The sequence below is a fragment of the Roseateles sp. P1_C1_2 genome, from assembly GCF_056406535.1.
In genome coordinates this window covers 78,183-104,625 of record NZ_JBFUAB010000019.1, presented here as the reverse complement: position 1 = coordinate 104,625, position 26,443 = coordinate 78,183, and the positions used below count along the sequence as shown (strand labels likewise).

The following is a 26,443-nucleotide window of genomic DNA, read 5'->3' as shown; positions in this document are numbered from 1 at the left end:
TCAAGAGGACAGTCGCGCACGACCACACGCGGTCGGGCACGCCGTGCCCATGCCTCAGCGTGCTTGATGCGAACTTGATGCGGCAAGCCAAAGTCTTGATCCGACTTTGACGCGCGCGGCGCTGCAATGCCTCCATCGCCAAAGCGCTTGCAGGAGGTGTTGCGATGAAAGGCTATCGAATACAACGCGTCGAAGACGCCGATCCCGTGATCGACCTCAGGTCGATGCTCCGGAGTGTTTTCGGCGGGAACCCGGAGGTGCGGCAACAGCAGCAGCAGCGCAGCATCAGCTTCGAAGCGATTGCAGACAGGCGGATGGTCGGGTCCATCACCCTGCAAAAGCCCGAGCTGCCGGCCACAGGCGACAGCCGCTGGCGCCCCGAGGTGGCAACGCTGCAGCGTCTGGAGGTGGAGCCCACGCACCAGGAGCTGGGCTGCAGTGAAGCCCTGCTCGACGTGGCTCAGCAATGGGCCCGAGCCAACGAGTACGCCGCGCTGGACGTGGTGGTTCCCTCCATGCCGGCGAGTGGCGCTGACTTCTACCTCGCGAATGGCTTTCACATCGTGGGCGGCACGCAGGAGTCCGGCTCCGACGCATTGAGCGTCGTGTTGAGCCTGCCGCTGGCCGAAGCGAAGCCGCACACCGACGCCTGGTACTCCAAGCACCACGGCGCCTGGTTCGCGTCCATGGCTTCCCATTGAGGCGGAACGTGAGCGGGCCGGGCCTCTCGTCACCTTCGCCGCTCGGGCTGACGCAGCCTGCGCGCTGCAGGAGGCCTTCCACCCCACTTACGGCCAGTCTCGGTCTTGAAGCTGTACAGACCCACGGTCGCTTCCAAACAGCAACCTGCAGCTTGGTCTGGGCCAAATAGGATCAGACGGTAGCGCTGGCGCTGTACGGCCTGCCGGCGCGACCGACCATACAAGGGCGCCTCGCATCGCAAGCAGCTTGGACCTCGGGTCCACTTCCAAACTTTGACATTCAACGCGGCCCACTGTTGCGCGCACCCGCGCAGAGACTTCGACACTTTGCGCGCCTGCCGTATCGAGGCGCCGACTCAGTCGTCATAGAGCGCCGAGTTCGAAACTTTGTTGTTAGCTCCCTCCGGCTTGTCCTTGCCCTCTTGCGGCGTCTTGGCCAGCGTCCAGCGGCCGCCGCCGGTCAGCTTCAACACATGGCGGTGGAAGCCCGCCACGGCGGCGCGGTGGGCGATGCTGATCAGCGTCGTGCCGCGTTCGCGCAGGCGCTCGTAGAGGCGCTTCTGATTGGCGTCGTCCAGCGCGCTGGTGGCCTCGTCCAGGATGGCCAGGCGCGGCGCATGCACCAGCAGTCGCGCGAAGGCCAGGCGCTGCTGCTCGCCGCCGCTGAGCAGCTTCTCCCAGTCCTCGCTGCGGTCCAGGCTGCCCTCGCCTTCGGCCAGATGGCGCAGCTGCACCTCGTCCAGCACCTTCAGCAGCGCGTCGTCGTCGAGCTTGGTCTGGGTGCTGGGGTAGATCAGCTGGCTGCGCAGCGTGCCGACCTGCAGATAGGGCCGCTGCGGCAGGAAGAAGACGTCCTCGCGCGGCGGATGCGAGACCTGGCCGCTGCCTTGCGTCCACAGCCCGGCGATGGCGCGCAGCAGCGAGCTCTTGCCGCAGCCGCTGGCGCCGGTGATGAGCAGCGAGCCGCCCTCGGGCACGCGCAGCGACAGCTTCTCGACCAGCACGCGGTCGCTGCCCGGCGCGTTCACGGTGAGGTCCTTGATGTCCAGCTCGTGCCCTTCCTGGCGGTCAATGCCAGGCTCGGGCGGCGCGGCGTCCAGCACCACCGCCATCACATGCAGGCGGTCGATGCCGGCAACGAAGCGCGAAAGGCTCTCGAAGTTGTCGATGATCAGCGACACCGCGCCCAGCACCGCCGCGAAGGCGCCGCCGGCCTGCACGGCCTGGCCCACTTCCAGCCGGCCGCCCAGCACATCGGCGGCCAGCACGACGGCGGGCACCAGCAGGCTGATCTGGCTGAAGCCGCGCTGGAAGAGGTTGAGACCGAACTGCGCGCGGATGAGCCTGCGCGTGTTCAGCAGCGTCGCGCGCAGGCGCTGCTGCAGTTGGTGGCGCTCCTGGTCCTCGCCGCCGTAGAAGGCGATGGACTCGGCGTTCTCGCGCACCCGCATCAGCCGAAAGCGCAGGTCCGCCTCGCGCTTGAGCTGCCAATAGTTCAGGCGGATCAGCGGGCGGCCGAACAGGCCCAGCGACAGCAGCGTACCGGCCAGCGCATAGGCCACCAGAAAGCCCACCAGCGTGTGCGACAGCGACCACAGCACCGTGCTGAAGGCCACCAGCTGCATCAGCGAGCCCAGCAGGATCAGCAGGAAGTGCAGGGAGCGGCCGGTGAAGGTGTTGATGTCCTCGGCGATGCGCTGGTCGGGGTTGTCGATCTCGTCGCCAGCGATGTGGAAGTAGCGCCGCTCGCGCAGATAGCCGTCCAGGAAGCGGTTGGTCAGCCAGCGGCGCCAGTCGTTGGCATAGGCGTCGCGGGCGTAGTAGTAGATGGCAAACACCGGCACCGCGAAGGCCATGATCCACAGCATGGCGCGCACCGCGGCCCAGAAGCGCGGCTCGTCGCGGGCGGCCAGTGCCGACGTGAGCTCGCCGGTCTGGTTGTTCAGCATGACGGCGAACTGCGTGTCCGCCAGCATCAGCACGATGAGGCCGACCAGGAAGGTCCAGGCCCAGACGCGCCGGTCGCCCACCCAATAGGGCTTGGCCACGGTCAGGAAACGTTGCAACGCGGACACGGGAGCGGCGGCCATGAGAGAAGGTGTGAGTTATGTAATCAAGGCTAGCGAGGGCGGCATGGCCAGCCTGTCGGACGGCATGCCGAGCGGGCAAAGCAAAGGCGCCCTCGTGGGGCGCAAAGCAAAGGCGCCCTCGTGAGGGCGCCTTGCGATGGAGCGGCGGCGATCAGCCGTTGCGCGTGACGACCAGCTGGTTGTTGACCTGCTTCACGCCGTCGACGGCGGACGCCAGCGTCGTGGCGCGTTCGCGCGACTTCGCGTCGGGCGCCTGGCCGGACAGCGTCACCTGGCCGTCGCGGGTGTCGACGTTGATCTGCGTCGCCTTGAGCTGGTCATCGGCCACCAGGGCGGCGTTGACCTTGGCCGTGATGCCCATGTCCGCCGTCACCTGGGCCGTCTTGTCGGCGGCGTCGCGGGCGGACATGCGGGCGTCGGCCATCAGCTCGCGGCTCTCGCGCTTGGTGTCGGCCGCGGCCTTGTCGACGCGCTGGCCGGCGCTCAGTTCATCGTCGGGTTGCTGGCGGCTGCAGGCGCCGAGGGCGGCGGCCAGGGCAAGCGCGGCCAGCAGGGGCAGTCGGGCGGTGGTGTGCGGCTGTTTCATCGGGAGGTCCTTTCCGGTGCAAGGCCATGAAGGCCGGTCCCCCTACTCTGGGCGCTGGTGGGCGCAGCGGCCTTCGGTGCAGGCGCCAATCGCCTGTCGGACCGAGCCGACAAGGCCGGTGTCAGCCCGCGTCCTACAGGCTCGGGACCCCTCGTCCCACGCTCGCGGAGGCCTGCGACCCCGAGCATGGCCGCATGAGAGTCGCCGTCACCATTGCCGGCGCCGTCGTGCTGGTCGTCGTTGCCGTCGTGGGCATGGACCTGGCCGGTTGGCCCGGGCTGGCACCCCGCCTTGCCGCTCAGGCCGAGCGTGGCCTCGACATGGACGACGGCGCCCGCCTCCACCTGCTTTGGAAACCCCGGCTCGAGGCGCCCCGGTTGCGCGTCAGCGGCACGCACGGCGAGGCTTTGGCCGATGCCCAGGACGTGCTGCTGAACTGGCAATGGGGCGACATCTGGGCCTGGCGCCGCGGCGCGCCTTTGCGGCTGCGGCTGGTGCAGGCCGAATCGCTGTCGCTGAACTGGCAGCGCGACGCTGCCGGCCACACGGCCTGGCCGGTGCAGCCCTCGGGGGCCCGCGACGAACCGGCCGAGATGCCGCAGATCGATCACCTCGTCGTCCGCCACGGCAGCGCCCATCTCGACGATGCCCCGCTGCTGCTGCAGGGCGACGCCAACTTCGCAACCCAGGCCGACGGCCACTGGACGGCCGACCTGAAGGGCAAGCTGCGCGGCCAGCAGCTGGCGCTCAAGGCCGAGGCCGGCGCCGGGCTGGCCCTGCTGGCCCCGGCCGACGCCGGCCTGCCGCCCGTGAAGCTGCGCGCCGAGCTGACCCAGCGCGACGGCCGCATCGCTTTCGACGGCACCGCCGCCTCGCTGCTGGACGCCCGCGCGCTGGACGGCCAGCTGCAGGTGCGCGGCAATTCACTGGCCGACGTCGGCCGGCCCTTCGGCATCGCCCTGCCCAGCACACCGCCCCTGGAGCTGTCGGGGCGGCTGCAGCACGCCTCGGGGGTCTGGCAGCTGGGCAACGCCAAGGCCCGCGTGGGCCGCAGCCAGCTGGCCGGCGACTTCAGCTACGACATGCGCCAGAAGCGCCCCCTGCTCAGCGGCATGCTGCGCGGCGGGCCGCTGCGCCTGGCCGACCTCGGGCCGGCCGTCGGCACGGACGCGCCGCCCAGCCGCCCGGGCCGCGTGCTGCCGGACCGACAGCTGGACCTGCCATCGCTGAACACGATGGACGCGCGCGTCGCCATCTCGCTGAGCCAGCTCGACCTGGGCACAGCCAAGCTCGCGCCGCTGGCGCCGGTGAACACCAGCGTGGTGCTGGAAGGCGGCGTGCTGACGCTGGAGAACTTCAACGCCGGCGTGGCCGGCGGCGAGCTGGCCGGCTCCCTGCGGTTGGACACCCACCCCAGCCCGCCGGCGTGGCAAGTGCACGCCAACGTGCGCGGCGTGGCCATCGAGCAGTGGTTCAAGTTCCAGGCCAAGAGTCTGAGCGACCATCCCATCACCGGCCGCATGCGCGGCGACGTCGATGTACAGGGCCACGGGCGCAGCACGGCCGAACTGCTGGGCAGCCTGAACGGGCCGCTGCGGCTGCAGCTCGACAAGGGCAGCATCTCCCATCTGCTGACTGAAGCCACCGGCCTGGACCTGGCCCAGGGCCTGGGGCTGCTGCTGCGCGGCGACAAGAACCTGGCGCTGAACTGCGCGCGCGTGGATGGCAACTTCAAGGCCGGTGTACTGAGGCCGCGCTCGGCCGTGGTGGACAACCGCGACAGCCGCATCGACATCGACGGCCGCGTCAGCCTGGCCGACGAAACCCTGGACCTGCGCCTGGTGGCCCGACCCAAGGACTTTTCGCTGCTGACCTTGCGCTCGCCGGTGCGCGTGCAGGGCACGCTGGGCGACCCGCGAGTCGCGCTGGAGGGCAAGGCCCTGGGTGGCAAGGCCATTGCCGCCATCGCCCTGGGCGCGCTGGCGCCACCAGCCGCCCTGCTGGCCTTCATCGACCCCGGCGAAGACCTGCCGCCCGTGAGCTGCGACGGCCCCGCTCCGGCAACGCGTGCCGATGCGGCGAGGCCAGCTGTAACGGCGTCGGCGCCTTCCTACCCGGCAGCGCGGCCGGGGCCGGCACCCCGGCAACAGGCCACGCCCTAGATTAGCGATGCCAACAGTCCAAGGAGAAACCTCATGCTGCGTTACGCGATCATCTTCTTCGTCGTCGCCCTCGTGGCGGCCCTGTTCGGCTTTGGCGGCATTGCCGCCAGTGCCGCAGGCATTGCCCAACTGCTGTTCTACGGCTTCATCATCCTGGCCATCATCAGCCTGGTGGTGGGCCTGATCCGAAGGTAGATGTGAAAACGGCGCGGCTTCAGGGCCGCGCCGTTTTTTTTCGTCCGTACTTTTCAGTCAGCGGCCACGGTGGGGTTGCTCATGGACCGCGTCGAGGAACTCGCGCAGGGTGCCGACGCAGGGGCCCTGCGGGCACAGGAACAGCCCTTCGGCCTCGGCCGGCACATCGGCCGGGAAGCCCAGCGTGCCCAGGGAGTTCATCGCGTCCCCACACAGGGCAACGGTGCGGCCGCAGCGCCAGGCCATCTTCAGCAGGGCCTGCAGCCGGGCGCAGCCGGTGGGTGCGGCCCAGGCGTCGGAATTCAGCACGATGAGGCCGTCGGCCCAATCGGCCTCCACGGGCGGCTCGCCGAACTCATCGTCCAGCCGCCAGTCCACGCGGCTGACGCGGGCATCTCCGCCCAGCACCGACAGATCATCCTCGCTCGCCTGCATCACCTCGGCCGTGCCGACGACGCAGATCATGACCTCGGGGGCCCGAGGTGCGGTTTCCTGAAGTTCGGGCGGGCAGTCCGTCGTCGCATTCATGATGCAGCTCCGCGGTTGAGGATGCTGCAACTCTGGCGCCGCCATGCCGGCCACGTCGTGAGCCTGCGGCGCAACCCCGTGTAGGACACCGCCTAGGGCTCCAGTCGCCGCACCACCATGTCGTCGACGTTGTCGGCCAGCCGTGCCAGCAGGCCGGCCAGGACCTCCACCTCCGCGTCGCTGAAGCCCTCCAGGGCCTCGGCGCCGAGCGCCTGCATGACAGCGCGGGCCTTGGGCATGCGATCGCGACAGGCGGCGGTCAACGAGATGAGGCGGCTGCGGCCGTCCTCGGGGTCGGGCAGGCGCTCGACGAGGCCGTCCCTTTCCATGCGGTTGAGCAGTTGCGCCATGCTGGGCTGCTCGACGTTCGCCAGGCGCGCCAGCTCAGCCTGCGAGCGCGGCCGGCCGTCCTTGAGTGCCATCAGCACCGGCAGCTGCCCGAGGGCGAAGCCCTGGTCGCGCAGCAACTGGTCGGCCACGCGCTGGAAGGCGCGGTGCACATGGCCTATCAACTTCAGCGGGGGCATGGACGGGCGGGGTTCGGACATGGCTGTCTCGCAATGAACGCTCAGGAATCGTCGACGAACAGGCATTGACTTTACATAGGCTCCTATCTTAATATGAATAGGAGCCTATTCAATTCGTCGCGCCTGCTGCCATCCCTGGACACCCGCCTGACGACACTGCTGCCGCGCCGGCCCCCCGCCCATTCCCCTGCCCCGCCTGCCAACCGAGCCCTCCATGCCCGAAGCCACCACCGCCACCGCCCCGCCACCCGCCTTCACGCCCTATCAGCGCTTCGCGACGGGGCTGCTGACCCTGCTGCAGTTCGCCGTCATCCTGGACTTCATGATCATGTCGCCGCTGGGCGCCATGATCATGCCGGCGATGGCCATGACGGCCCAGCAGTTCGGCCTCGTCGTGTCGGCCTATGCCTTCAGCGCCGGCATCTCGGGCCTGCTGACGGCCGGCTTCGCCGACCGCTTCGACCGCAAGAAGCTGCTGCTGTTCTTCTACGGCGGCTTCCTGCTGGGCACGCTGTGGTGCGGCCTGGCCACCAGCTTCGAGTCGCTGCTGATGGCGCGCATCGTGACCGGCCTGTTCGGCGGCGTCATCGGCTCCATCGTCATGGCCATCGCGGCCGACCTTTTCGAGCCCGCGCTGCGCGGCCGCGTCATGGGCCTGCTGCAGGGCGGCTTCGCAGCCAGCCAGGTGCTGGGTCTGCCCTTCGGCCTGTATCTCGCCACGCATTGGGACTGGCACGCGCCCTTCATGGTGCTGGTGGCCTTCGGTGCCGTCGGCGGCCTGCTGATCGCCTGGAAGATGCAGCCGGTGGATGCCCACCTGAAGCTGCAGAACGACCGCAGCGCCTTCGCCCACCTGTGGCACACCGTGGCCAAGGCCCGCCATCTGCACGCCTTCGCCATCACGGCGCTGCTGACGACGGGTGGTTTCATGATCATGCCCTTCGCCAGCGCCTTCTCGGTGAACAACGTCGGCATCGACCTGGCCCATCTGCCCGTCGTCTACCTCGTCACCGGCATCAGCACGATGTTCGTCGCGCCGCTGGTGGGGCGCCTCACGGACCGCCTCGGTCCGCTGCCGGTGTTCTTCACGGGCAGCGCCATCACCATCGCGATGGTGGCGCTTTACACGCGGCTGGGCCCCTCGTCGCTGACGACGCTGGTCGTCGTCAACGTGGTGCTGTTCGCCGGCATCTTCTCGCGCATGGTGCCCTGGCAGGTCGTCGTGGCCGGCATCCCGGCGCCGGAGCAGCGCGGCGCCTTCACCGCCATCAATGCGGCCCTGCAGCAGCTGGCCGGCGGCCTCGCCGCCCTGGTGTCCGGCCACATCGTGACCATTGCCGCCGACGGCAAGCTGCAGCACTTCCCCTGGGTGGGCAACGTGCTCATCGGCACGACCTTGATCGTCTGCGTGCTGCTGTGGCAGCTGCAGAAGGATGCGCCTAGGAAAACTGCACGGTGACCAGCAGGCCGCGGCCATCGGGCCCGGCATCCAGGCGCAGGCTGGCGCCATTGCGCGCCGCCGCCCGTTCCGCGATGGCCAGGCCCAGGCCGCTGCCGCTCTGGGCCTGGCCGGGGATGCGGTAGAAACGTTCGAAGACCCGCTGGCGCAGCGCCTCGGGGATGCCGGGCCCCTGGTCGCTGAAGCTCAAGGAGCAGCCGCCATCGACGCCCGGCTTCAACAGCACGGCAATGCGGCCGTGCTCAGGCGAGTACTTGATCGCATTGCTGATGAGGTTGTCGACCAGCGCCCACACGGTCTCCTGGTGCAGGGGCCGGTCGCAGCCGCCCTCGGCATGGAAGTCGATCTCGATGCCGCGTTGCACCGCCAGCGGCGCGGCGGCGGCGAGGCGGTCGCGCACCAGGGTCTCCAAAGACAGCAGGGGCAGCACCGCGTCATCGCCCGCATCCGAGCGCGCACGCTCCAGCGTCAGCAGCTGCTGCACGAGATGGTTGGCGCGCGCCACGCCATCGCGCAGCCCGGCGCTGACCTCGGCGTGGCGCTGTGCGTCGCCATTGGGCGTCTGCAGCAGATGGGCGTTGATCTGGATGGCGGCAAGCGGCGTCTTCAGCTCATGGGCCGCGTCGGACAGGAACTCGTGCTCGTGCTCGATGCGCCGCCTCAAGCGCGCCATCAGGTGGTTGATGGACGCGACCAGCGGCGACAGTTCGCGGTAGGTGGACACGGGCAGCGGCGTCAGGTCCTGGTCGGAGCGGCTCTCGATGACCGCGGCGATGGAGCGCAGCGGCTTCAGGCCGATGCCGACGATGAGCCAGGCCGGCAGCAACAGCAGCGGCAGGCTGAAGATGCTGGAGCGCAGCAGGAAGCTGACGCCCGAGAAGCTCTGCATCCAGCGGTCGTCCACCTCATGGCTGCGCTCGACGACCAGGCCGGTGGCCTCGTCCTTCTCGATGGCCCGTACCCAGGCGTTGGCATCACGCGCCTCGGCGCTGTCCGGCATGGGCAGGGCGTCGGGCAACGCGGGCATGGAGTTGTAGAGCAGGCTGCCGCGCTGCCAGACCCTCACCCGCACATGCGAGTGGTAGTCCAGCTGGCGGAACATCTCCGCACGCACGGCCTCCAGCTCCTTCGCGGCCTGGGCGACGCGCTCGGGCTGCGCGGCGATCTCGGTCAGGTGCAGCAGCAACTCGCGCGCGTGCGCGCCGTTCTCGCTGGCGGTGCGCGAGCGCTGGGTGATCTTGGCCTCCAGCGCGACGTAGAGAAAGCCGCCCAGGGCCACCACCAGGATGACGGCGCTGAAGCCCAGCATCAGACGCCGGAACAGCGATGACTGCTGTTCAGCCTGCACGGCCGCTCTGCATCATGTAGCCGACGCCGCGCACGGTGCGGATGTGGCCGTCGCCGATCTTCTTGCGCAGGTTGGAGATGTGCACGTCCAGCGTCGCACCGTCGCTGAAGGGCAGCACGCGCCGCTCCAGCTCGGCCCGCGTCAGCACGCGGTCGCTCTGCTTCATCAGCGTCAGCAGCAGCGCGTACTCGGTCTTGGACAGCGTGATGGCCGAACCATCCAGCGTCACGCGCATGCGCTTTTCCTCGAGCGCCAGGTTGCCGAAGTTCCACAGCGCCTCGGCCTCGCCATGGGCGCCGCTGCGGCGCAGGATGGCGCGCAGCCGCACCAGCAGCTCGGGGATCTCGAAGGGCTTGATGAGGTAGTCGTCGGCGCCGTTGTCGAAGCCCTTGAGGCGGTCCTGCAGGCCGTCGCGGGCGGTGATGATGAGGACGGGCACCGTCAGGCCGGCGGCACGCAGGCGCTTGAGCAGCTCGTTGCCGTCGCCATCGGGCAGGCCGAGGTCGAGCAGCACCGCGTCGAAATCCTCGGCCTGCAGCCGCTCGACGGCGTCGTTCGCCATGCGCACCCAGACGACCTCATGGCCTTCATCCTTGAACACCGTCAGCAGGGCCTGGCCGATGTTCAGGTCGTCTTCGATCAGATAGATCTTCACGCGGAGAAGTCTAGCGGCGCATGCCCTGACTGTGGCTTGGGCGAAACGCGCACGCCGTCACGGAATCGGCCGGGAGTGCCGATGGATAAAGGCCAAACCTGAAATCTTCAGGATTTCTTCAGCGCCGTTTGAAAGTTGTCTATAGAGATCCTTCAGCGGCTCACGCTCCGGATTGCGCGGCCTCTCGTCAAAACGGAGCATCGCGGCCGTTCGCTCACCGAACCGGGCTTGAGACCCCGTCGGCGCAGCAGAACCGGAACCGACCACTACAACATTCGAGAGGCAAACCCATGGCTCATCCGACAGCCGCACGAGCACCGCGCCAGCCGCGAGCACGCGGGCTCCACACCACCCTCCCCCGTCTTCTGCCGATCACGCAGGCCTGCACTCTGCTGCTGCTCGGCGCCCAGGTCGCGCAAGCCCAGGAGGCTGCGCCGCAGACGCTGGAAACCGTCGTCGTCACCGGCATCCGCAAGAGCGTCGAAGACTCCATCGCCACCAAGCGCAACAACAGCTCCATCGTCGAGGCCATCTCGGCCGAAGACATCGGCAAGCTGCCCGACGTGACGGTGGCCGAGTCGCTCGGCCGCATCAGCGGCATCGCCGTGCAGCGCAGCAAGGTCAACGGCAAGGCCGCCGGCGTCAGCGTGCGCGGCATGGCGCCGGCCTTCGGCGGCTCGCTGTTCAATGGCCGCGAGCTGGCCTCCACCAGCGATGCGCGCAGCCCCGAGTTCGACCTCTTCCCGGCCGAGCTGCTGAGCAGCATCCTGATCTACAAGACGCCTGACGCCGGCCTGGTGGGCCAGGGCCTGTCGGCCACCGTCGACCTGCGCACCATCCGCCCGCTGGACTACGGCAAGCGCACCATCGCCGTCAGCGCGCGCAAGGAGCGCATCGGCGAGGACTCCGGCGTGGAGGTCGGCTCGGGCAATCGCACCAGCCTGGTCTATGTCGACCAGTTTGCCAACAAGACCCTGGGCGTGGCCGTGGCCCTGAGCCGCTCACGCGAGGACAACGGCGGCGAGCAGCGCTTCGACAGCTGGGGCGGCTGGGCGCCGCAGATCGACGTCAACGGCCAGCAGATCACCGTGCCGGGCGGCTTCAAGTACGAGACGCAGCGCCGCCAGAGCACGCGTGATGGCGCGACGCTGACGCTGCAATACAAGCCGAGCAGCGAGTTCAAGACCACGGCCGACGTCTTCTACGGCGCCGGCACCGAAAAGACCAAGCAGACCGGCCTGGAAGGCGCCATCGCCTTCGGCGCAGGCGTCTACGACCCCAACGGCCAGCTCAGCAACGCCACCATCGCCAATGGCGTCGCCACCAGCGGCACCCTCAACAACTACAAGGGTGTGGTGCGCAACCACATGTTCTCGAACAAGGACCGTCTGCTGGCCCTGGGCGTGAACAGCGAGCTGAAGACCGGCGACTGGCGCTGGGAGGCCGACCTGTCGCGCTCCCATGGCGTCAAGAACATCAGCAACTTCGAGACGACGGCCGGCCAGCCGGGCAACACGCCGCAGGCCCAGTTGGCCACCATCAGCTGGACAGGCTTCAACGGCAGCAACTTCGCCGACGTGAAGTACAAGACCAGCGGCAACTTCGCCGATCGCAACTTCGCGCTGCTGACCGACGTCGACGGCTGGGGCGGTGGCCCCGCCACGCCGCAGGCCGGCTATGCGGCATTGCCCACCATCGACGACAAGCTGACCAGCCTGCGCCTGACGGCCCACCACGACCTGGAGTGGGGCCCCATCGTCGGCGGCAAGGTCGGCATCAACCTCAACAAGCGCGACAAGGCCCGCCTGGGCGACGAGGGCCGCTTGTCCATCCTCAACGGCAGCGACGGCTATGCCAGCGCCAAGATCCCCGGCACGGCCACGGCGCTGGCCGGCGCCTCGGGCATCGAGGTCGCGTCCTGGGACCCGACCGGTTCGCTCGGCAGCATCTACGCCATCAACCGCTGGGTGGACGCGACCGTGCTGTCGCGCAACTGGACCGTCGGCGAGAAGGTCGCCACCGCCTTTGCGCAGGCTGACCTGAGCGGCGACCTCGGCGGCATTCCCTACAGCGGCAACATCGGCCTGCAGCTGGTGCACACCGACCAGAACGCCACCGGCAACCAGGTCGACCTGGCCAAGTGCACGGGCATCACGGTGGACACCTGCCCCTATGTCGTGCGCACCGACGGCACCAGCTACAACCATCTGCTGCCTTCGCTGAACCTGACTTTCGACCTGGGCGACCAGCAGCTGCTGCGCCTGGGCGCCGGCAAGCAGGTGGCGCGCGCCAACCTCGACAACATGAAGGCCAGCCTGGACTTCGGCGTGCAGAACGCCACCGCGGTGTCGCCGGCCTTGACGGGCTTCTCGGGCAACCCCCAGCTCAAGCCCTATGCGGCCAAGGCGCTGGACGTGTCCTATGAGAAGTACTTCGGCAAGCATGGCTACGTCAGCCTGGCCGGCTTCTTCAAGAAGCTGGACAACTACGTCATCAACGCGCCGCGCGAGTTCGACTTCAAGCCCTACACCAGCGCCACGACGCCGCTGCCGGACAAGGGCCCCTACAAGGGCTCGACCGTCGGCTTCCTGACCCAGCCCGTCAACGGCCAGGGCGGCAATATGCATGGCTTCGAGCTGTCGGTGAACCTGCCGGCCAGCATGCTGTCCAGCTGGCTGGACGGCTTCGGCACCCAGCTCAACCACTCGCACACCGCGAGCTCCATCCGCCTGCCCACCAGCGGCTTCGTGTCGCCGCAGAACGGCCCGGTGTTCAAGGACTCGGTCAGCGAGATCGGCCTGCCCGGCCTGTCCAAGAACGTCACGACGCTGCGCCTGTACTACGAGAAGCACGGCTTCCAGCTCGCCTGGGCCGCGCACAAGCGCTCGGACTTCATCGGCCAGATCCTGGACTACCGCAGCGACTCGCAGTTCACCTTCATCAAGGGCGAGACCATCGTCGATGCGCAGGTGGGCTATGAGTTCCAGGAGGGTTGGCTCAAGGGCCTGTCGGTGCTGCTGCAGGGGCACAACATGACCAACACGCCCTTCCAGGAGTACACGACGGACCGCAACATCATCACCAACAAGGTGGTCTACGGGAAGACGTATCGACTGGGCTTGAACTACCGCTACTGATAGCGCCCGCGCCGCGCCCGCCGTCACCGGCTGGGCGTGGCCTTCTTTGCTTCGACCCGCCTCATCGTGACCTCCTCACTCCGCGCACTCGCGCACCTCCTGCTCGCGCTCGCCTGCGCTCCGGCCTTCGCGGCACCGCTCACCACGTATCAGCCCAAGTCATACGTTCACGTCCAGCACCCTGCCTGGGCACGCAACGCGACGCTCTACCAGATCAACACGCGCCAGTTCACGCCCGAGGGCACGCTGCGCGCCGCCGAAGCCCAGCTGCCGCGGCTCAAAGACCTCGGCGTGGACATCCTGTGGCTGATGCCCATCCACCCCATCGGCGAAAAGCAGCGCAAGGGCAGCCTCGGCAGCCCCTATGCCGTGAGCGACTATCTGGCCGTCAGCCCCGAGCTCGGCACACTGGCCGACCTGAAGCGCTTCGTCGCCACCGCCCATGCGCTCGGGCTGAAGGTCATCCTCGACTGGGTCGGCAACCACACCGCCTGGGACAACGTGCTCGTGAAGAGCCACCCCGACTGGTATGCCCGCAACGAGCGTGGTGAATTCACCCCCACGCCCTGGTACGACTGGGACGACATCATCGACCTCGACTACGACCAGCCCGCCTTGCGTCGCTACATGACGCAGGCGCTGACTTACTGGGTGCGCGAGGCCGGTGTCGACGGCTACCGCGTCGATGCGGCCGGCCTGTCGCCGCTGGACTTCTGGGAGCAGGCCGCCAGGGAACTGCGCGCCATCAAGCCCGTCTTCCTGCTCGCCGAATGGGAAAGCCGCGACCTGCACGCCAAGGCCTTCGACGCCACCTATGCCTGGAGCTGGTGGGACGCGATGAAGCTGATCGCCGAAGGCCGTGCCGACGCGACCTCGCTCTACCCCTACTACGCGTGGAACCGCAAGTTCTACCCACGCGAGGCCTATCGCCTGCTCTACACGACCAACCACGACAAGAACGCCTGGGAGGGCACCGAGCACGAGATCTTCGGCGCCGCCGTGGACGCGGCGACCGTGCTGAGCTTCATCAGCGAAGGCCTGCCGCTGATCTACAACGGCCAGGAGGCCGGCAACCGGCGGCGCCTGGCCTTCTTCGAGCGCGACCCGATTCACTGGAAGGACGCACCTGAAGGTGAGCTGCTGAAGCGCCTCATCGCGCTGAAGAAGCGCAACACGGCGCTGTGGAATGGCGCGGATGGCGCCGTCATGGAGCCGGTCGCCAACAGCGCAGCCAAGCAGGTCTTCAGCTTCGTGCGCGGCAATGGCAAGGACAAGGTGCTGGCGGTCTTCAATCTGTCCGCAAAACCCGTCGACGTCGCGCTCAAGGGTGCACGCCACGCTGGCCGCTATGTCGACTTCAACGGCGGCGCCGAGGTCAGGCTGGAAGACGGCGCCACGCTGAGCCTGCCCGCCTGGGGCTGGCGCGTCCTCGTGCAGTAGGGAGGCTCCATGCAGCAGCAGAACCTGAACACCGTCGTCATCGTCGGCGGCGGCACGGCCGGCTGGATGACGGCGGCCGCACTCGCCAAGGTGACGAACGGCCGCGTGACGATCAAGCTGGTCGAGTCGGAGGAGATAGCCACCGTCGGCGTTGGCGAGTCGACGATCCCGCTGATCCGGCAGTTCAACCAGCTGCTGGGCTTGGACGAGAACGAATTCATGCGCGAGACGCAGGCCACGTTCAAGCTCGGCATCGAGTTCCGCGACTGGGGCGCCATCGGCGACCGCTATCTGCACGCCTTCGGCCAGATCGGCCACCGCTCCAGCATCCTGCCCTTCCACCATTACTGGCTGCGCATGCACCAGGCCGGCCGCGCGCCAGACCTGTGGGCCTATTCCATCAACGGCTCGGCAGCGCGCGCCCACCGCTTCATGCGCGCGGACGCCAGCCTCGGCCATTCGCCGCTGGCCGAGATCGTCCATTCCTTCCACATCGACGCCGGCCTCTACGCCCGCAGCCTGCGCCGCCATGCCGAAAAGCTCGGCGTGCAGCGCACCGAAGGCCGCGTGCTGGATGCGCAACTGCAGGAGAACGGCCATGTGCGCAGCGTTCGCCTGGCCAGCGGCGCGACGCTGGAAGGCGAGCTCTTCATCGACTGCTCGGGCTTTCGCGGCCTGCTCATCGAGCAGACGCTGAAGACCGGCTACGAGCACTGGAACCATTGGCTGCCCTGTGACCGCGCCGTCGTCGCGCCGAGCGCTTGCGGTCCCGACCTGCTGCCCTTCACCCGCGCCACCGCGCGCCCCGCGGGCTGGCAATGGCGCATCGGCCTGCAGCACCGCGTGGGCAACGGCCATGTCTATGCCAGCCAGGCCATGAGCGACGACGAGGCCGCGGCGCTGCTGCTGCGCAACCTCGACGGCGAGGCGCTGGCCGAGCCGCGCGTGCTGCGTTTCGAGAGCGGCCGCCGCCGCAAGGTCTGGAACCGCAACGTCATCGCCATCGGCCTGTCGTCGGGCTTCATGGAGCCGCTGGAGTCGACGTCCATCCACCTCGTGCAGTCCGCCATCTCGCGCCTGATCCAGTTCTTCCCGGACCAAGGCTTCAACGCGGCACACATCGCCGAGTTCAACCGGCAGAGCAACTTCGAGACCGAGCGCATCCGCGACTTCCTGATCCTGCATTACCACGCCACCACCCGCAGCGACAGCGCCTTCTGGAACCACTGCCGAACGATGGACCTGCCCGGCACGCTGCAGGACAAGCTCGACCTCTGGCGCGCCAGCGGCCGCATCGTGCGCCACGGCGACGAGCTGTTCTCCGAGGTGGGCTGGCTGCAGGTGCTGCATGGCCAGGGCATCAAATCCCAGGGCCATCACCCGCTGGCCGAAGCGCTTTCCGAGAGCGAGATCAGCGACTATCTGGACGACACCCAGGCCGTCATCCAGCGCTGCGTCGCGCAGATGCCGGGTCATGCCGAATACATCGCGGCCCATTGCGCCGCTGTCCAGGAAACCGAGACATGCTGACCCGCTGCCTGTTTGCCCTCCTTTCCCTCGTCCTCTGCGCCGGCGCCCACGCCGACGAAACGCTGGCCACCGTCACCTCGCCCGACAAGCAGCTCGTCGTCACGCTGCAGCTGACCGGCGAGGGGCGCCTGGCCTACCGCGTGGACCGCGCTGGCAAGCCACTGATCAACACGTCCCGCCTGGGCCTGCTGCTGACCAATGCCCACCAGCTCGACGGCGGCTTCAGGCTGGTCGGCCAGAAGACGACCGATCACGACGACACCTGGGAGCAGCCCTGGGGCGAGAGCCGCCGCGTACGCAACCACTACCGCGAGCTGATGGTGGAGCTGTCGCAGCCGGCCCAAGGCGGGCGCGGCATGGGCCTGCGCTTTCGCGTCTTCGACGACGGCTTCGGCTTTCGCTACGAGCTGCCCGAGCAGGCGCAGCTGCCCATTGCCCGCATCAGCGACGAGCTGACCGAGTTCGACATCGCCGAGCCCGCCACGGCCTGGTGGATCCCGGCGGGCGAGGCGCTGGTGCTGGAGTACCCGGTGCAGCGCACGCCGCTGGCCGAGGTGGGCCTGGCCAACACGCCGCTGACGATGCGCACCCGCAGCGGCCTGCATCTCGCGCTGCACGAGGCGGCGCTGGTGGACTACGCCTCGATGTGGGTGCGCAAGGTGGGCGGCCAGAAGCTGCGTGCGCAACTGGCGCCCAGCGCCAGCGGTGCATCGGTCTTCAAGCACGGCGCCTTCGCCACGCCCTGGCGCACGCTGCGCGTGGCGGCTTCAGCCGGCGCTCTCTACGAATCCAATCTCGAACTCAACCTCAACGAGCCCAACAAGCTCGGCGACGTGAGCTGGTTCCAGCCCGGCAAATTCGTCGGTGTCTGGTGGGAGATGCACCTGAACAAGTCGAGCTGGTCCAGCGGCGCCACGCATGGTGCGACGACAGCCAACACCAAGCGCCACATCGACTTCGCAGCCAAGCACGGTTTCCGCGGCGTGCTGGTGGAGGGCTGGAACCTCGGCTGGGACGGCAACTGGGTCGGCAGCGGCTCGGCCTTCGACTACGTCAAGTCCATGCCCGACTTCGACCTCGAAGCCGTCACGGCCTACGCCAGGTCCAAGGGCGTGCACCTGGTCGGCCACCACGAGACCGGCGGCAATATCGCTCGCTACGAGGCGCAGATGGACGCGGCCTATGCCCTGTACGCCAAGCTGGGTGTCGACGTCGTCAAGTCCGGCTATGTGACCGACGCCGGCACGGCCCAGTTCGCCAATGCCAGCGGTGGCGGCACCCACTTCGGCTTCACCGAGTCGCAGGAAGGCGTGCGCCATTTCGTCAAGGCGGTGCAGGAGGCGGCCAAGCATCGCATCGCCATCGACACGCACGAGCCCGTCAAGGACACGGGCCTGCGCCGCACCTACCCGAACTGGGTGTCGCGCGAGGGCGCGCGCGGCCAGGAGTTCAACGCCTGGGGCGACCCCATCAACGCGGTGGACCACGAGGTCAACCTCGTCTTCACGCGCATGCTCAGCGGCCCGATGGACTACACGCCGGGCATCGTCAGCCTCAACGGCGCCGGCGACCGCAGGCTGAACTCCACGCAAGCCAAGCAGTTGGCCCTCTATGTCGCGCTGTACTCACCCGTCGTCATGGCGCCCGACCTGCTCGAGCACTACGAGCGCTGGCCGGCCGCCTTCAAGTTCATCAAGGATGTGCCGACCGACTGGGAGACGACGAAGGTGATCCACGGCGAGCTCGGCGAGGTCGCGACCATCGCCCGCAAGGACAGACGCAGCGAGGACTGGTATGTCGGCGCCATCACCAATGGCGACGGCCGTCGGCTGACGCTGCCGCTGGGCTTCCTCACGCCCGGCCGCCGCTACCGCGCCGAGATCTATCGTGACGGCGACAACGCCGACTACCGCGACGCGCAGCACCGTTTCGATCTCGTCACCGAGCAGGTCACCGTGCAGTCCACCGACACGCTGCCGCTGCGCCTCGCGCCCGGCGGCGGTCAGGCCATCCGATTCGTTGCCCTAGCCCCCTGAGCCCATGTCCGTCCCCTCCTCCGCCCTGCCACTGCCCGCCCAGAGCCGCGCACCGCTCGCCATCGTCACGCTGCTGTTCTTCATGTGGGGCCTGCTGACGGCGCTCAACGACGTGCTGATCCCGCACCTGAAGGCCCTCTACACGCTGAGCTATCTGCAGGCCATGCTGGTGCAGTTCTGCTTCTTCGGCGCCTACTTCCTTGTCTCGCTGCCGGCCGGGCGATTGATCAAGCACCTGGGCTACCAACGCAGCGCCGTCGCCGGGCTCGTCGTCGCGGCCATCGGCTGCCTGCTCTTCCTGCCGGCTGTGAGCGCCGGCTACGCCCTCTTCCTGTTCGCCTTCTTCGTGCTCGCCGCCGGCATCACGGTGCTGCAGGTCGCGGCCAACCCCTATGTCACGGCGCTGGGTGACCCGCGCACGGCGTCGGCCCGGCTCACGTTGACGCAGGCCTTCAACTCTCTCGGCACGACCGTGGCCCCCTCGCTCGGCGTGCTGATCCTGCCCGCGGCTGCCACAGATGCCGGCGGTGACGTCAAAGGCCCCTACCTCGCATTGGCCGCCACGCTGCTGGTGCTCGCCGGCCTGTTTGCCATCGCCCGCCTGCCGCGCATCGCCGACGAAAGCGCACCGACGACCGAGTCGGCCGTCGCCGTGGCGCGCGCCCACGCGCACCTGTTCTGGGGCGTCGTTGCGATCTTCCTGTACGTCGGCGCCGAAGTCAGCATCGGCAGCCTGCTCATCAACTTCATGCAAGAGACCGCCGGCCTCAGCGCCGCGCAGGCTTTCCCCTACCTGAGCCTCTACTGGGGCGGCTCGATGGTCGGCCGCTTCGTCGGCGCGGGCCTGATGCGCTTCATGGCGCCGGGCCGCCTGCTCGCCGTGCATGCGCTGCTGGCCGTCGCGCTGATCGCCGTGGGCATGACGGCCCACGGTACCCTCGCGATGTGGGCGCTGCTGGCCGTGGGCCTGTGCAACTCCATCATGTTCCCGACCATCTTCAGCATGGCCGTGCACCGCCTGGGCGCGCAGGGGCCCCAAGGTTCGGGCCTGCTGTGCATGGCCATCGTCGGCGGCGCGCTGCTGCCGCTGCTGCAGGGCCACGCGGCCGATGTCATCGGCCTGCAGGCGTCGTTTGGCGTGCCGGCACTGTGCTACGCCGGCATCGCCTTCTATGGCTGGCGCTTCGCCGGTCTGTTCAAGAGCTGATGGACACCCAACCCTGGCCGCGGCTGCTTGCCTGCTGGCGCGACGGGCGGCTGCACACGCTGCTGCTGCACGCCGACGGCCGCCGCGCCCATGTGCGCGACGAGCCCGTGCAGGACGGTGCCCAACTGGCACCCGCCCTCGCCGATGCCCTCGCCGCGCTGCACCGGCCGGTGCACCACGCGGTGCTGATGACGGACACCGAACTGGCGGCCGATGCGCTGGGCAAGCGACTCGGGCTGGCCACGCTGTGCACAGTACCTTGGGCACGCGCCCTGCGCCTGGCGCCGGAAGACAGTTCCGGCTGGACGGGCGCCGCCCGTGCCCTGGACCTGGCCCTGCACACACCCGCCACCACCGGCGCCGTGTGTGCGCAGATCCGCGCCGCCTATGCGCGGCTGACGCGCTGCGAGCGCCGCGTCGCCGACGTCGTGCTCGCCAACCCCCGGGTCGCCCTGGAAACGGCCACGGCACGCCTGGCCGAGGCGGCTGAGGTCAGCCAGCCCCAAGTCATACGCTTCTGCCGCGCCCTGGGCTACGACGGCGTGAAGAGCCTCAAACGCGCGCTGGCCGAGAGCCTGGCCGCCGGTGGTGACGAAGTGCCCGTCGGTCACCCGTTGCTCGCGCGCAGCACCCAGGCCCTGCGCGGGCTGAACCCCGCCACCCTGATGCTGGCCACCGCGACCTTGGCCAGCGCCCACCAGATCGACGTGCTGGCCGACACGGCCCATGCGCCGTTGCGCGACTTGGCCCTGCAGGCGCTGTGGCGGGCCGGCATCCCGGCGCGGCCGCTGCTGCCGGGTGAGCTGCCGCCGGCCACGCCCGCCGTCTGTCTGGCCCTGGGCAGCGCCGCGACGCCAAGCCCCGGCACACCCGGCGTCTGGATCACCGAGGGCGCCCAGGCCGGCAGCACGGCCGTGCAGCTCGTCACCGGACTGGAGGCCGAGCTGGCACCTGCCCTGCTCGCCACGCTGGCCCTGCAACTGCTGCTGGCCGACGTGGCCGCATCAAGGCGGCGCCGGCCGCAGCGTCTGCGCGAAGAAGCCCAGCACAGCCTCGACGGTCCGCTCGTGCGTGGCCCGCCGCGGCGGGCCGGCCTCAGCGCAGAGTAGCGGCAACATGCCGCGCCCGGCCGGCGTGCACAGCGACAGGAAGTCGTAGTGCCCGACACCGGGCAGTACCTGCAGCCGCGACCCCTTGATCTGCGGCTGCAGCCAGGCCGCATTGGTCGGCGTCGGCACGACGACGTCGGCGTCGCCCGCGATCTGCAGCACCGGCACCGTGATGCGCGCGAGGCTGTCCGGCGCCAAGGCTTGGGCCAGGGCCGGCGCCAGCAGCACGCCGGCCTTGATGCGCGCATCGCGATAGTCGCCGGGCTCCCCCAGCAGCAGGCGCTCGGCGCCAACGCGCCTGAGCTCCTCGTGCTGGCGCAGGTAGTTCAGGTCGAACTCGACCTGCGGGTCGCAGATGCTGTCGCGCTGCGGGCTGCTGCAGAAACTGCGAAAACGCGCGAAGTCGGCCTTGGCGCCAAGCAACAGTGAGGCCGTCCAGCCACCGATGGAAAAGCCCGCCACCCCGATGTGCTCGCGGTCGATGCGCGGGCTGAGGGCGGCGTCGCTCAACAGGCGGTCCAGGGCGAGGCGCAGGTCGGCGGCGCGCTCCCACGGTGCGTAGGCGCCGGCCGGCGTCACGCCGTCGATGCCGTTCGTGCCGGGATGGTCGACAGCCACCGCCACATAACCCGCGCGCGCCAGCGCCTCGCCCAGCCAAGTCAGCTGGCGCGCCGCGCCGCCAAAACCATGGGACAGCAGCACCAGCGGGTGGCTGGCCTCGTCGACCCAGGGGGCCCGCGCCGCAACGCGGCCGGCACTGAAGGCCGGCCCGGCCATGACATCGGCCTCCTTGGCATCGGCCCGCGCCGGATACCAGACCAGGGCTCGCAGTTCGGGCGTGGCGGCGCCGCTGCGCAGCGCGGCCGCGGCATAGGGCCAGCTCAGGCTCAGCTCGCCGGCCTTGGGCGGCGTGGGGCCATCGGCAGCACGGGCAATGCCAGCCATGGCAAGCAAGCAGGCCGCCAGGCCGAGGGTGAGTTTTCGGGTCATGACGAAGCAACTGAGGGCAGAGCGCCCAGGCTAGCTGTACCGGTGAAATGAGTCGTTCGTCACGGGTTCTCGTCCGGCACCACACCTCACCCGGGCTTGCGTTGCCCCCGCCCGGTCGCTGCGTTATCGTCGAGCGACCAGGACACCGTTGGGAGGGTGCATGGGACTGTCGCCGGGCCGGGCATGTTGCATTGCAGCAGCCGCGCTATGGGCGGGGCCAGTGGGGGCCCGGGCAACGCAGGCGGCCCTGGTGGACCTGAGCCTGGAGGAACTGGGCAACGTCACCATCACCTCCACCGCCAAGCGTGAGCAGCGCCTGGGCGACGCGGCGGCCTCCCTCTTCGTCATCACGGCCGACGACATCCGCCGCTCCGGCGTCACCCGCCTGCCCGAGGCCCTTCGCCTGGCGCCCAATCTGCACGTCGCCGAGACCTCCAGCGGCGACTATGCGATCAGTGCACGCGGCTTCAATGCCAGCTCGGCCAACAAGTTGCTCGTCCTCATCGACGGGCGCTCGGTCTACACACCGCTGTTTGCCGGCGTGTTCTGGGACGTGCAGGACGTCGCACTGGAGGATATCGATCGCATCGAGGTCAGCAGCGGCCCGGGCAGCACGCTGTGGGGCGTCAACGCGGTCAACGGCGTCATCAACATCATCACGCGCAGCGCCGCGGCCACGCGCGGCACGCTGGCATCCCTGGCCGCCGGCAGCAAGGAACGCGCCGCGGTGCTGCGCCATGGCTGGTCGCTCGGCAATGACGGCGACATGCGGCTGTACGTCAAGCACACCAGCCAGGATCGCACCGAAACGGCGGCCGGCGCGCCCGTGGAGGACGCGGGCCACATGCTCAGGGGCGGCTTTCGCGCCGACTGGGGCCGCAGCAACGACCGCGTCACGCTGCAAGGCAATGCCTACCGCGGCAACCACGGCCAGCCGCTGCCGGGCAGCATCGACGTCACGGGCGTGAACTTCGCGCTGGACACCATCCGGCTCTCCGGTGCCAACCTGCTGGCGCGCTGGGAACGGCCGGTCGGCGGCGGCGAGCTCACCATGCAGGGCTATCTGGACCGCACCGCGCGCGTCAACCCGCCCACCTTCGACGAGACGCTGCAGATCGCCGATTTCGAAGTGCAGTACACATTGCGGCCCACGCCCGACCACACCGTCGTGCTGGGCGCCAACCATCGCCGCTCGCAGGACCGCGTCGGCCACGGCGCACCTGAGTTCGCCTTCCTGCCCGAGCGACTGAACCAGGCCTGGACCAGCCTGTTCGTTCAGGACGAGGTCGCGGTTGCCGAAGGCCTGCGCGTGACGCTCGGTGCGCGTATCGAACGCAATGACTACACGGGCAACGAGTTCCTGCCCAATCTGCGCCTGGCATGGAAGCCTTCGCCCGGCCAACTGTGGTGGGCTTCAGCCGCACACACCGTGCGTGCACCGTCGCGGCTGGACCGCGACATCTACATCCCTGCGCAGCCGCCCTTCCTGCTCAACGGCGGCGCGGGCTTTCGCGCCGAGACGGCCAATGTGCTGGAGCTCGGCTACCGCGGCCAGCCACTGCCCGCACTGACGCTGTCGGCCACGGCCTTTCATGGCGACTACGACCATCTGCGCACCCAGGAGTTGGCGCCCAGCCAGACCTCCGTGTACTTCGGCAATGGCATGCGGGGCCGCGTCAGCGGGCTGGAGGCCTGGGCCAGCGTGCAGGCCGCGCCCTGGCTGCGCCTGCATGGCGGCCTCACGCTGCTGGAGCCGCACCTGCGGCTCAAGCCCGACAGCATCGACACGGCCAACTCCGTGGCCGCCGCTGAGGGCGCCATGCCGCGCCAGCTGTGGCGGCTGCGCGCTGCCTTCAACCTGCCGCGCGACGCCGAGCTGGACCTGATGCTGCGCCATGTTGCTGCGCTGCGCGCACCCGATGTGCCGGCCTACACGGCCCTGGACCTGCGGCTGGGCGGGCGCTTTGGCCCCGACGTCGACATCGCGCTGACGGCGCAGAACCTGTTCGGCAGCCACGGCGAATTCACCGCCGTGCAGACACGCACCGAGTTCCGCCGCAACGTGCTGCTGCAGATGCGAACGCGCTTCTGATGACGGCCTCCGTACTCGCTCGCCGAACGCTGCTGCTCGCGGCGCTGGCTGCCGCCGGTGCGGCGCATGCGGGCGAGGACGACGGCCTGGTCGAATACCAGGTCAAGGCCGCCTTCGTCTGCAAGTTTGGCAACTACATCGACTGGCCGCCGCAGACGCTGGGCGCGGCCGGCGAGCCGTTTCGCATCGGCGTGCTGGCCAGCGAGGCGGTCGTCGAGGAGTTCCGCCGCACCGCCGTGGCGACTTCTGTGGCCGGGCGGCCCGTTGAAGTGCGCCGGCTCGCGCGCGGCGAGGTGCCTGAGGGCGTCCACGCGCTTTTCGTGTCACGCGGCATGGCCTCGCATGCCCCCGGCCTGCTCACGGCCCTGCTGGGCCGGCCGGTGCTAACTGTCACGGAGCTTGACCCCGGCGCAGCAACAGGCATGATCAATTTCGTGCTCGTCGACGACAAGGTGCGTTTTGACATCCTGTTGCCCCTGGCGACGCAAAGTGGCCTCAAGATCAGCGTGCGCCTGCTTGGCGTCGCGCGTCGGGTTGAAGGCAGGTCATAGATGTTCAGGCTCTCACTCCAGCGAAGACTGCTCGGCGTCACGATGTTGACGGCCCTGGTCGCTTTGCTCGTCGCGCTGGGCGCGATGGTGGTCTATGACCTGCGGGCCTATCACGAAGGCTGGGTGGCCGATCTCAAGGCTCAGGCCGAGTTGCTCGGCCATTCGACGGCACCGGCGCTGGAGTTCGACGACGTCAAGGTCGCCAGCGAGAACCTCGCACTGCTGCGCTTGCAGCCGCGTGTGCGGGCCGCCGCCATCTACGGTGCGCAGGGCGAACCTTTCGCGTCTTACACGGCCCCAGGCGCCGATGCTCCGCTGCCCGTCCGTGCCGGCAAGAACGGCGTGCACCGTGCCGACCGCGACATCGCCGTCGCCCTGCCCATCGTGCAGGATGGGCGCTCCATCGGCAGCGTCTATCTGCGGGCCGAGTACGCGCTCTACGACCGCGTGCTGACCTATCTGGGCATCGCCGCCGTCGTCGCGCTGGTCGCCCTGGGCATCGCCTTCCTGCTGTCCATGCGGCTGCAGCGTGCCGTCGTGCGGCCCATCCTGGCCATCAGCGACGTGGCACGCGATGTCATGCAGCGCCAGGACTACTCGCGCCGCGCGCCCAAGCTGACCGACGACGAGGTCGGCGTGCTGGCCGATTCCTTCAACGGCATGCTGGGCGAGATCGAGAGGCACGCCCAGGAAGTCATGCGGCTCAACGAGCAGTTGGAGGCGCGGGTGCGTGAACGCACGGCCCAGTTGCAGTCCTCCAACGAGGAGCTCCAGCTCGCCACCGCCGTGGCCGAGAAGGCCAACCTCGCGAAGTCCGAGTTCCTGTCCAGCATGAGCCACGAACTGCGCACGCCGCTGAATGCCATCATCGGCTTCGGCCAGCTGCTGGGCACCAACATCGCCGATGCCAAGCCCGAGCGGCGCCAGGAGTTCGTCGACCACATCGTCGGCGCGGGCAAGCATCTGCTGACGCTGATCAACGAGATCCTCAACCTCGCCCGCATCGAGAGCGGCCATGTGGAGTTGTCGGTCGAGCCGGTGCCGCTGGACGATGTGCTGGCCGAATGCCGCAAGATGATCGAGCCCCTGGCCAACCAGCGCGGCATCGCCGCGGCCTTCGCCAGCAGCAGCGGCTGCGTCGCGCTGGCCGACCGCATGCGGCTCAAGCAGGTGGTGCTCAACCTCGTCAGCAACGCAATCAAATACAACCGCCCGGGCGGGTCCGTGCACGTCGACTGCGACCGGCCCGATGCCCGGCATGTGCGCATCTCGGTGAGGGACACCGGCGCCGGCCTCGAGCCCGAGCAGGTCAAGGCGCTGTTCCAGCCCTTCAACCGCCTCGGCCAGGAGGGCGGGCCCGAACAGGGCACGGGCATCGGCCTGGTCGTCACCCAGCGCCTCGTCGAGCTGATGGGCGGCCATATCGGCGTGCGCAGCGTGCCCGGCAAGGGCAGCGTATTCTGGGTCGACCTGCGCGCCAGCGAACTCCCCGCGGTGCCGCACGCCGAGACCGACTGGGGCGACCTCGCGAGCCTGACGGCTGCGCCGCGTGCGGGCGAGGCGCCGGCGACCGTGCTCTATGTGGAGGACAACCCCGCCAGCCGCCAGCTTGTCGAGGAGCTGCTGGCGGCGCGTGGTGACATCCGGCTGCTGACGGCCCACGACGGCCAGCTCGGCGTCGAGATGGCCCGCCAGCACCTGCCCGATGTCATCCTGATGGACAACAACATGCCGCGCATGACCGGCCGCGAGGCCCAGTCCATCCTGCACATGGACCCGCGCACGGCCCATATCCCCATCATTGCACTGACCGCCAATGCCATGCCGGACGCCGCGGCGGCCGGGCTGGCGGCGGGCTTCTTCCGCTACCTGACCAAGCCCCTGGAGCCACGCCGGCTGCTGGAGGCGCTGGACAGCGCGCTCGCCTCGGCGCGGGCGCGCCGCTAGGCGGGCGCCGCGAGGCCCTGCTGCTGCTGGGCGCGAAAGCGCCGCTGCGCCAGCACCAGCATGCGGCCGAAGGAGACGGCCGGCCGTGGCGCCGGCTGCAGGGCCTGGGGCGGCTGAGGCGGTTGGGGTGAGGTGTTCATCCGAAGTCCTCTC

Annotated in this window: 21 protein-coding genes; 13 read left to right on the top strand and 8 right to left on the bottom strand. The window is 69.1% G+C overall.

Annotated elements, in window-relative coordinates:
* The first annotated feature begins 164 nt into the window (after positions 1–164).
* Positions 165–701, top strand: a complete 537-nt coding sequence (locus AC1D2H_RS19555; protein WP_478012125.1) for a GNAT family N-acetyltransferase — start codon at positions 165–167, stop codon at positions 699–701.
* Positions 702–1,057: 356 nt separating this feature from the next.
* Here AC1D2H_RS19555 and AC1D2H_RS19550 read toward each other — a convergent pair whose 3' ends face one another.
* Positions 1,058–2,791 carry an ABC transporter ATP-binding protein/permease gene (locus AC1D2H_RS19550; protein ID WP_478012124.1) on the bottom strand — a complete coding sequence of 578 codons (1,734 nt, stop codon included), beginning with the start codon at positions 2,789–2,791 and terminating at the stop codon, positions 1,058–1,060.
* 151 nt (positions 2,792–2,942) lie between these two features.
* Complete coding sequence (locus AC1D2H_RS19545) at positions 2,943–3,377, bottom strand: BON domain-containing protein (RefSeq protein WP_478012123.1); 435 nt, start codon at positions 3,375–3,377, stop codon at positions 2,943–2,945.
* Between the two features lie 194 nt (positions 3,378–3,571).
* Here AC1D2H_RS19545 and AC1D2H_RS19540 point away from each other — a divergent pair, with 194 nt between their 5' ends.
* Positions 3,572–5,539, top strand: coding sequence for an AsmA family protein (locus AC1D2H_RS19540; RefSeq protein WP_477931879.1), 1,968 nt, complete (start codon positions 3,572–3,574; stop codon positions 5,537–5,539).
* 33 nt (positions 5,540–5,572) lie between these two features.
* A complete protein-coding gene (locus AC1D2H_RS19535; protein WP_310264112.1) occupies positions 5,573–5,734 on the top strand; it encodes a DUF1328 domain-containing protein in 162 nt (53 codons plus the stop codon).
* 57 nt (positions 5,735–5,791) lie between these two features.
* Here the strand turns inward: AC1D2H_RS19535 and AC1D2H_RS19530 are convergent, their stop codons facing one another.
* Together AC1D2H_RS19530 and AC1D2H_RS19525 are read right to left on the bottom strand one after the other, a co-directional pair.
* Positions 5,792–6,262, bottom strand: a complete 471-nt coding sequence (locus AC1D2H_RS19530) for a hypothetical protein (RefSeq protein WP_477931880.1) — start codon at positions 6,260–6,262, stop codon at positions 5,792–5,794.
* 92 nt (positions 6,263–6,354) lie between these two features.
* Positions 6,355–6,810 (bottom strand): MarR family winged helix-turn-helix transcriptional regulator, encoded by a 456-nt coding sequence (locus AC1D2H_RS19525; RefSeq protein ID WP_478012122.1) that lies wholly within the window; start codon positions 6,808–6,810, stop codon positions 6,355–6,357.
* Positions 6,811–7,003: 193 nt separating this feature from the next.
* Between AC1D2H_RS19525 and AC1D2H_RS19520 the strand changes: the two genes are divergently transcribed.
* Positions 7,004–8,248, top strand: coding sequence for an MFS transporter (locus AC1D2H_RS19520; RefSeq protein ID WP_478012121.1), 1,245 nt, complete (start codon positions 7,004–7,006; stop codon positions 8,246–8,248).
* Here the strand turns inward: AC1D2H_RS19520 and AC1D2H_RS19515 are convergent.
* A complete protein-coding gene (locus tag AC1D2H_RS19515) occupies positions 8,229–9,596 on the bottom strand; it encodes an ATP-binding protein (RefSeq protein WP_478012120.1) in 1,368 nt (455 codons plus the stop codon). The two genes, AC1D2H_RS19520 and AC1D2H_RS19515, sit on opposite strands and share 20 nt — an antisense overlap.
* Positions 9,586–10,251: a response regulator transcription factor gene (locus AC1D2H_RS19510; protein WP_477931884.1), complete on the bottom strand. Its 666-nt coding sequence runs from the start codon at positions 10,249–10,251 to the stop codon at positions 9,586–9,588. Before AC1D2H_RS19510 ends, AC1D2H_RS19515 begins: the two co-directional genes overlap by 11 nt.
* A gap of 290 nt (positions 10,252–10,541) precedes the next feature.
* On the opposite strand from AC1D2H_RS19510, the gene AC1D2H_RS19505 reads away from it, so the two are divergent.
* From AC1D2H_RS19505 to AC1D2H_RS19480, 6 genes are all read left to right on the top strand, one after another.
* Complete coding sequence (locus AC1D2H_RS19505) at positions 10,542–13,388, top strand: TonB-dependent receptor (RefSeq protein WP_477931885.1); 2,847 nt, start codon at positions 10,542–10,544, stop codon at positions 13,386–13,388.
* Positions 13,389–13,454: 66 nt separating this feature from the next.
* Positions 13,455–14,828: an alpha-amylase family glycosyl hydrolase gene (locus tag AC1D2H_RS19500; protein ID WP_478012119.1), complete on the top strand. Its 1,374-nt coding sequence runs from the start codon at positions 13,455–13,457 to the stop codon at positions 14,826–14,828.
* Between the two features lie 9 nt (positions 14,829–14,837).
* A complete protein-coding gene (locus tag AC1D2H_RS19495; protein ID WP_478012118.1) occupies positions 14,838–16,358 on the top strand; it encodes a tryptophan halogenase family protein in 1,521 nt (506 codons plus the stop codon).
* Positions 16,352–18,394 carry a glycoside hydrolase family 97 protein gene (locus AC1D2H_RS19490; protein ID WP_478012117.1) on the top strand — a complete coding sequence of 681 codons (2,043 nt, stop codon included), beginning with the start codon at positions 16,352–16,354 and terminating at the stop codon, positions 18,392–18,394. The genes AC1D2H_RS19495 and AC1D2H_RS19490 overlap by 7 nt, the downstream gene beginning before the upstream one ends.
* A 4-nt stretch (positions 18,395–18,398) precedes the next feature.
* Positions 18,399–19,601 carry a sugar MFS transporter gene (locus tag AC1D2H_RS19485; protein WP_478012116.1) on the top strand — a complete coding sequence of 401 codons (1,203 nt, stop codon included), beginning with the start codon at positions 18,399–18,401 and terminating at the stop codon, positions 19,599–19,601.
* On the top strand, positions 19,601–20,710 hold the full coding sequence (locus tag AC1D2H_RS19480; RefSeq protein ID WP_478012115.1) for a MurR/RpiR family transcriptional regulator: 1,110 nt from the start codon (positions 19,601–19,603) through the stop codon (positions 20,708–20,710). Before AC1D2H_RS19485 ends, AC1D2H_RS19480 begins: the two co-directional genes overlap by 1 nt.
* On the opposite strand, the gene AC1D2H_RS19475 is transcribed toward AC1D2H_RS19480, so the two are convergent.
* A complete protein-coding gene (locus tag AC1D2H_RS19475) occupies positions 20,606–21,700 on the bottom strand; it encodes an alpha/beta hydrolase family protein (RefSeq protein WP_478012114.1) in 1,095 nt (364 codons plus the stop codon). The genes AC1D2H_RS19480 and AC1D2H_RS19475 overlap by 105 nt on opposite strands.
* A gap of 250 nt (positions 21,701–21,950) precedes the next feature.
* Between AC1D2H_RS19475 and AC1D2H_RS19470 the strand changes: the two genes are divergently transcribed.
* From AC1D2H_RS19470 to AC1D2H_RS19460, 3 genes are read left to right on the top strand one after another with little or no spacing between them, the layout of a single operon-like run.
* Positions 21,951–23,792, top strand: coding sequence for a TOL_0244 family TonB-dependent receptor (locus tag AC1D2H_RS19470; RefSeq protein WP_478012113.1), 1,842 nt, complete (start codon positions 21,951–21,953; stop codon positions 23,790–23,792).
* Positions 23,792–24,343 (top strand): TOL_0243 family YfiR-like periplasmic protein, encoded by a 552-nt coding sequence (locus AC1D2H_RS19465; RefSeq protein WP_478012112.1) that lies wholly within the window; start codon positions 23,792–23,794, stop codon positions 24,341–24,343. Before AC1D2H_RS19470 ends, AC1D2H_RS19465 begins: the two co-directional genes overlap by 1 nt.
* Complete coding sequence (locus tag AC1D2H_RS19460) at positions 24,344–26,290, top strand: sensor histidine kinase, YfiR-like protein-associated (protein ID WP_478012111.1); 1,947 nt, start codon at positions 24,344–24,346, stop codon at positions 26,288–26,290.
* On the opposite strand, the gene AC1D2H_RS19455 is transcribed toward AC1D2H_RS19460, so the two are convergent.
* On the bottom strand, positions 26,287–26,430 hold the full coding sequence (locus AC1D2H_RS19455; RefSeq protein WP_477931895.1) for a hypothetical protein: 144 nt from the start codon (positions 26,428–26,430) through the stop codon (positions 26,287–26,289). The two genes, AC1D2H_RS19460 and AC1D2H_RS19455, sit on opposite strands and share 4 nt — an antisense overlap.
* Positions 26,431–26,443: the final 13 nt, after the last annotated feature.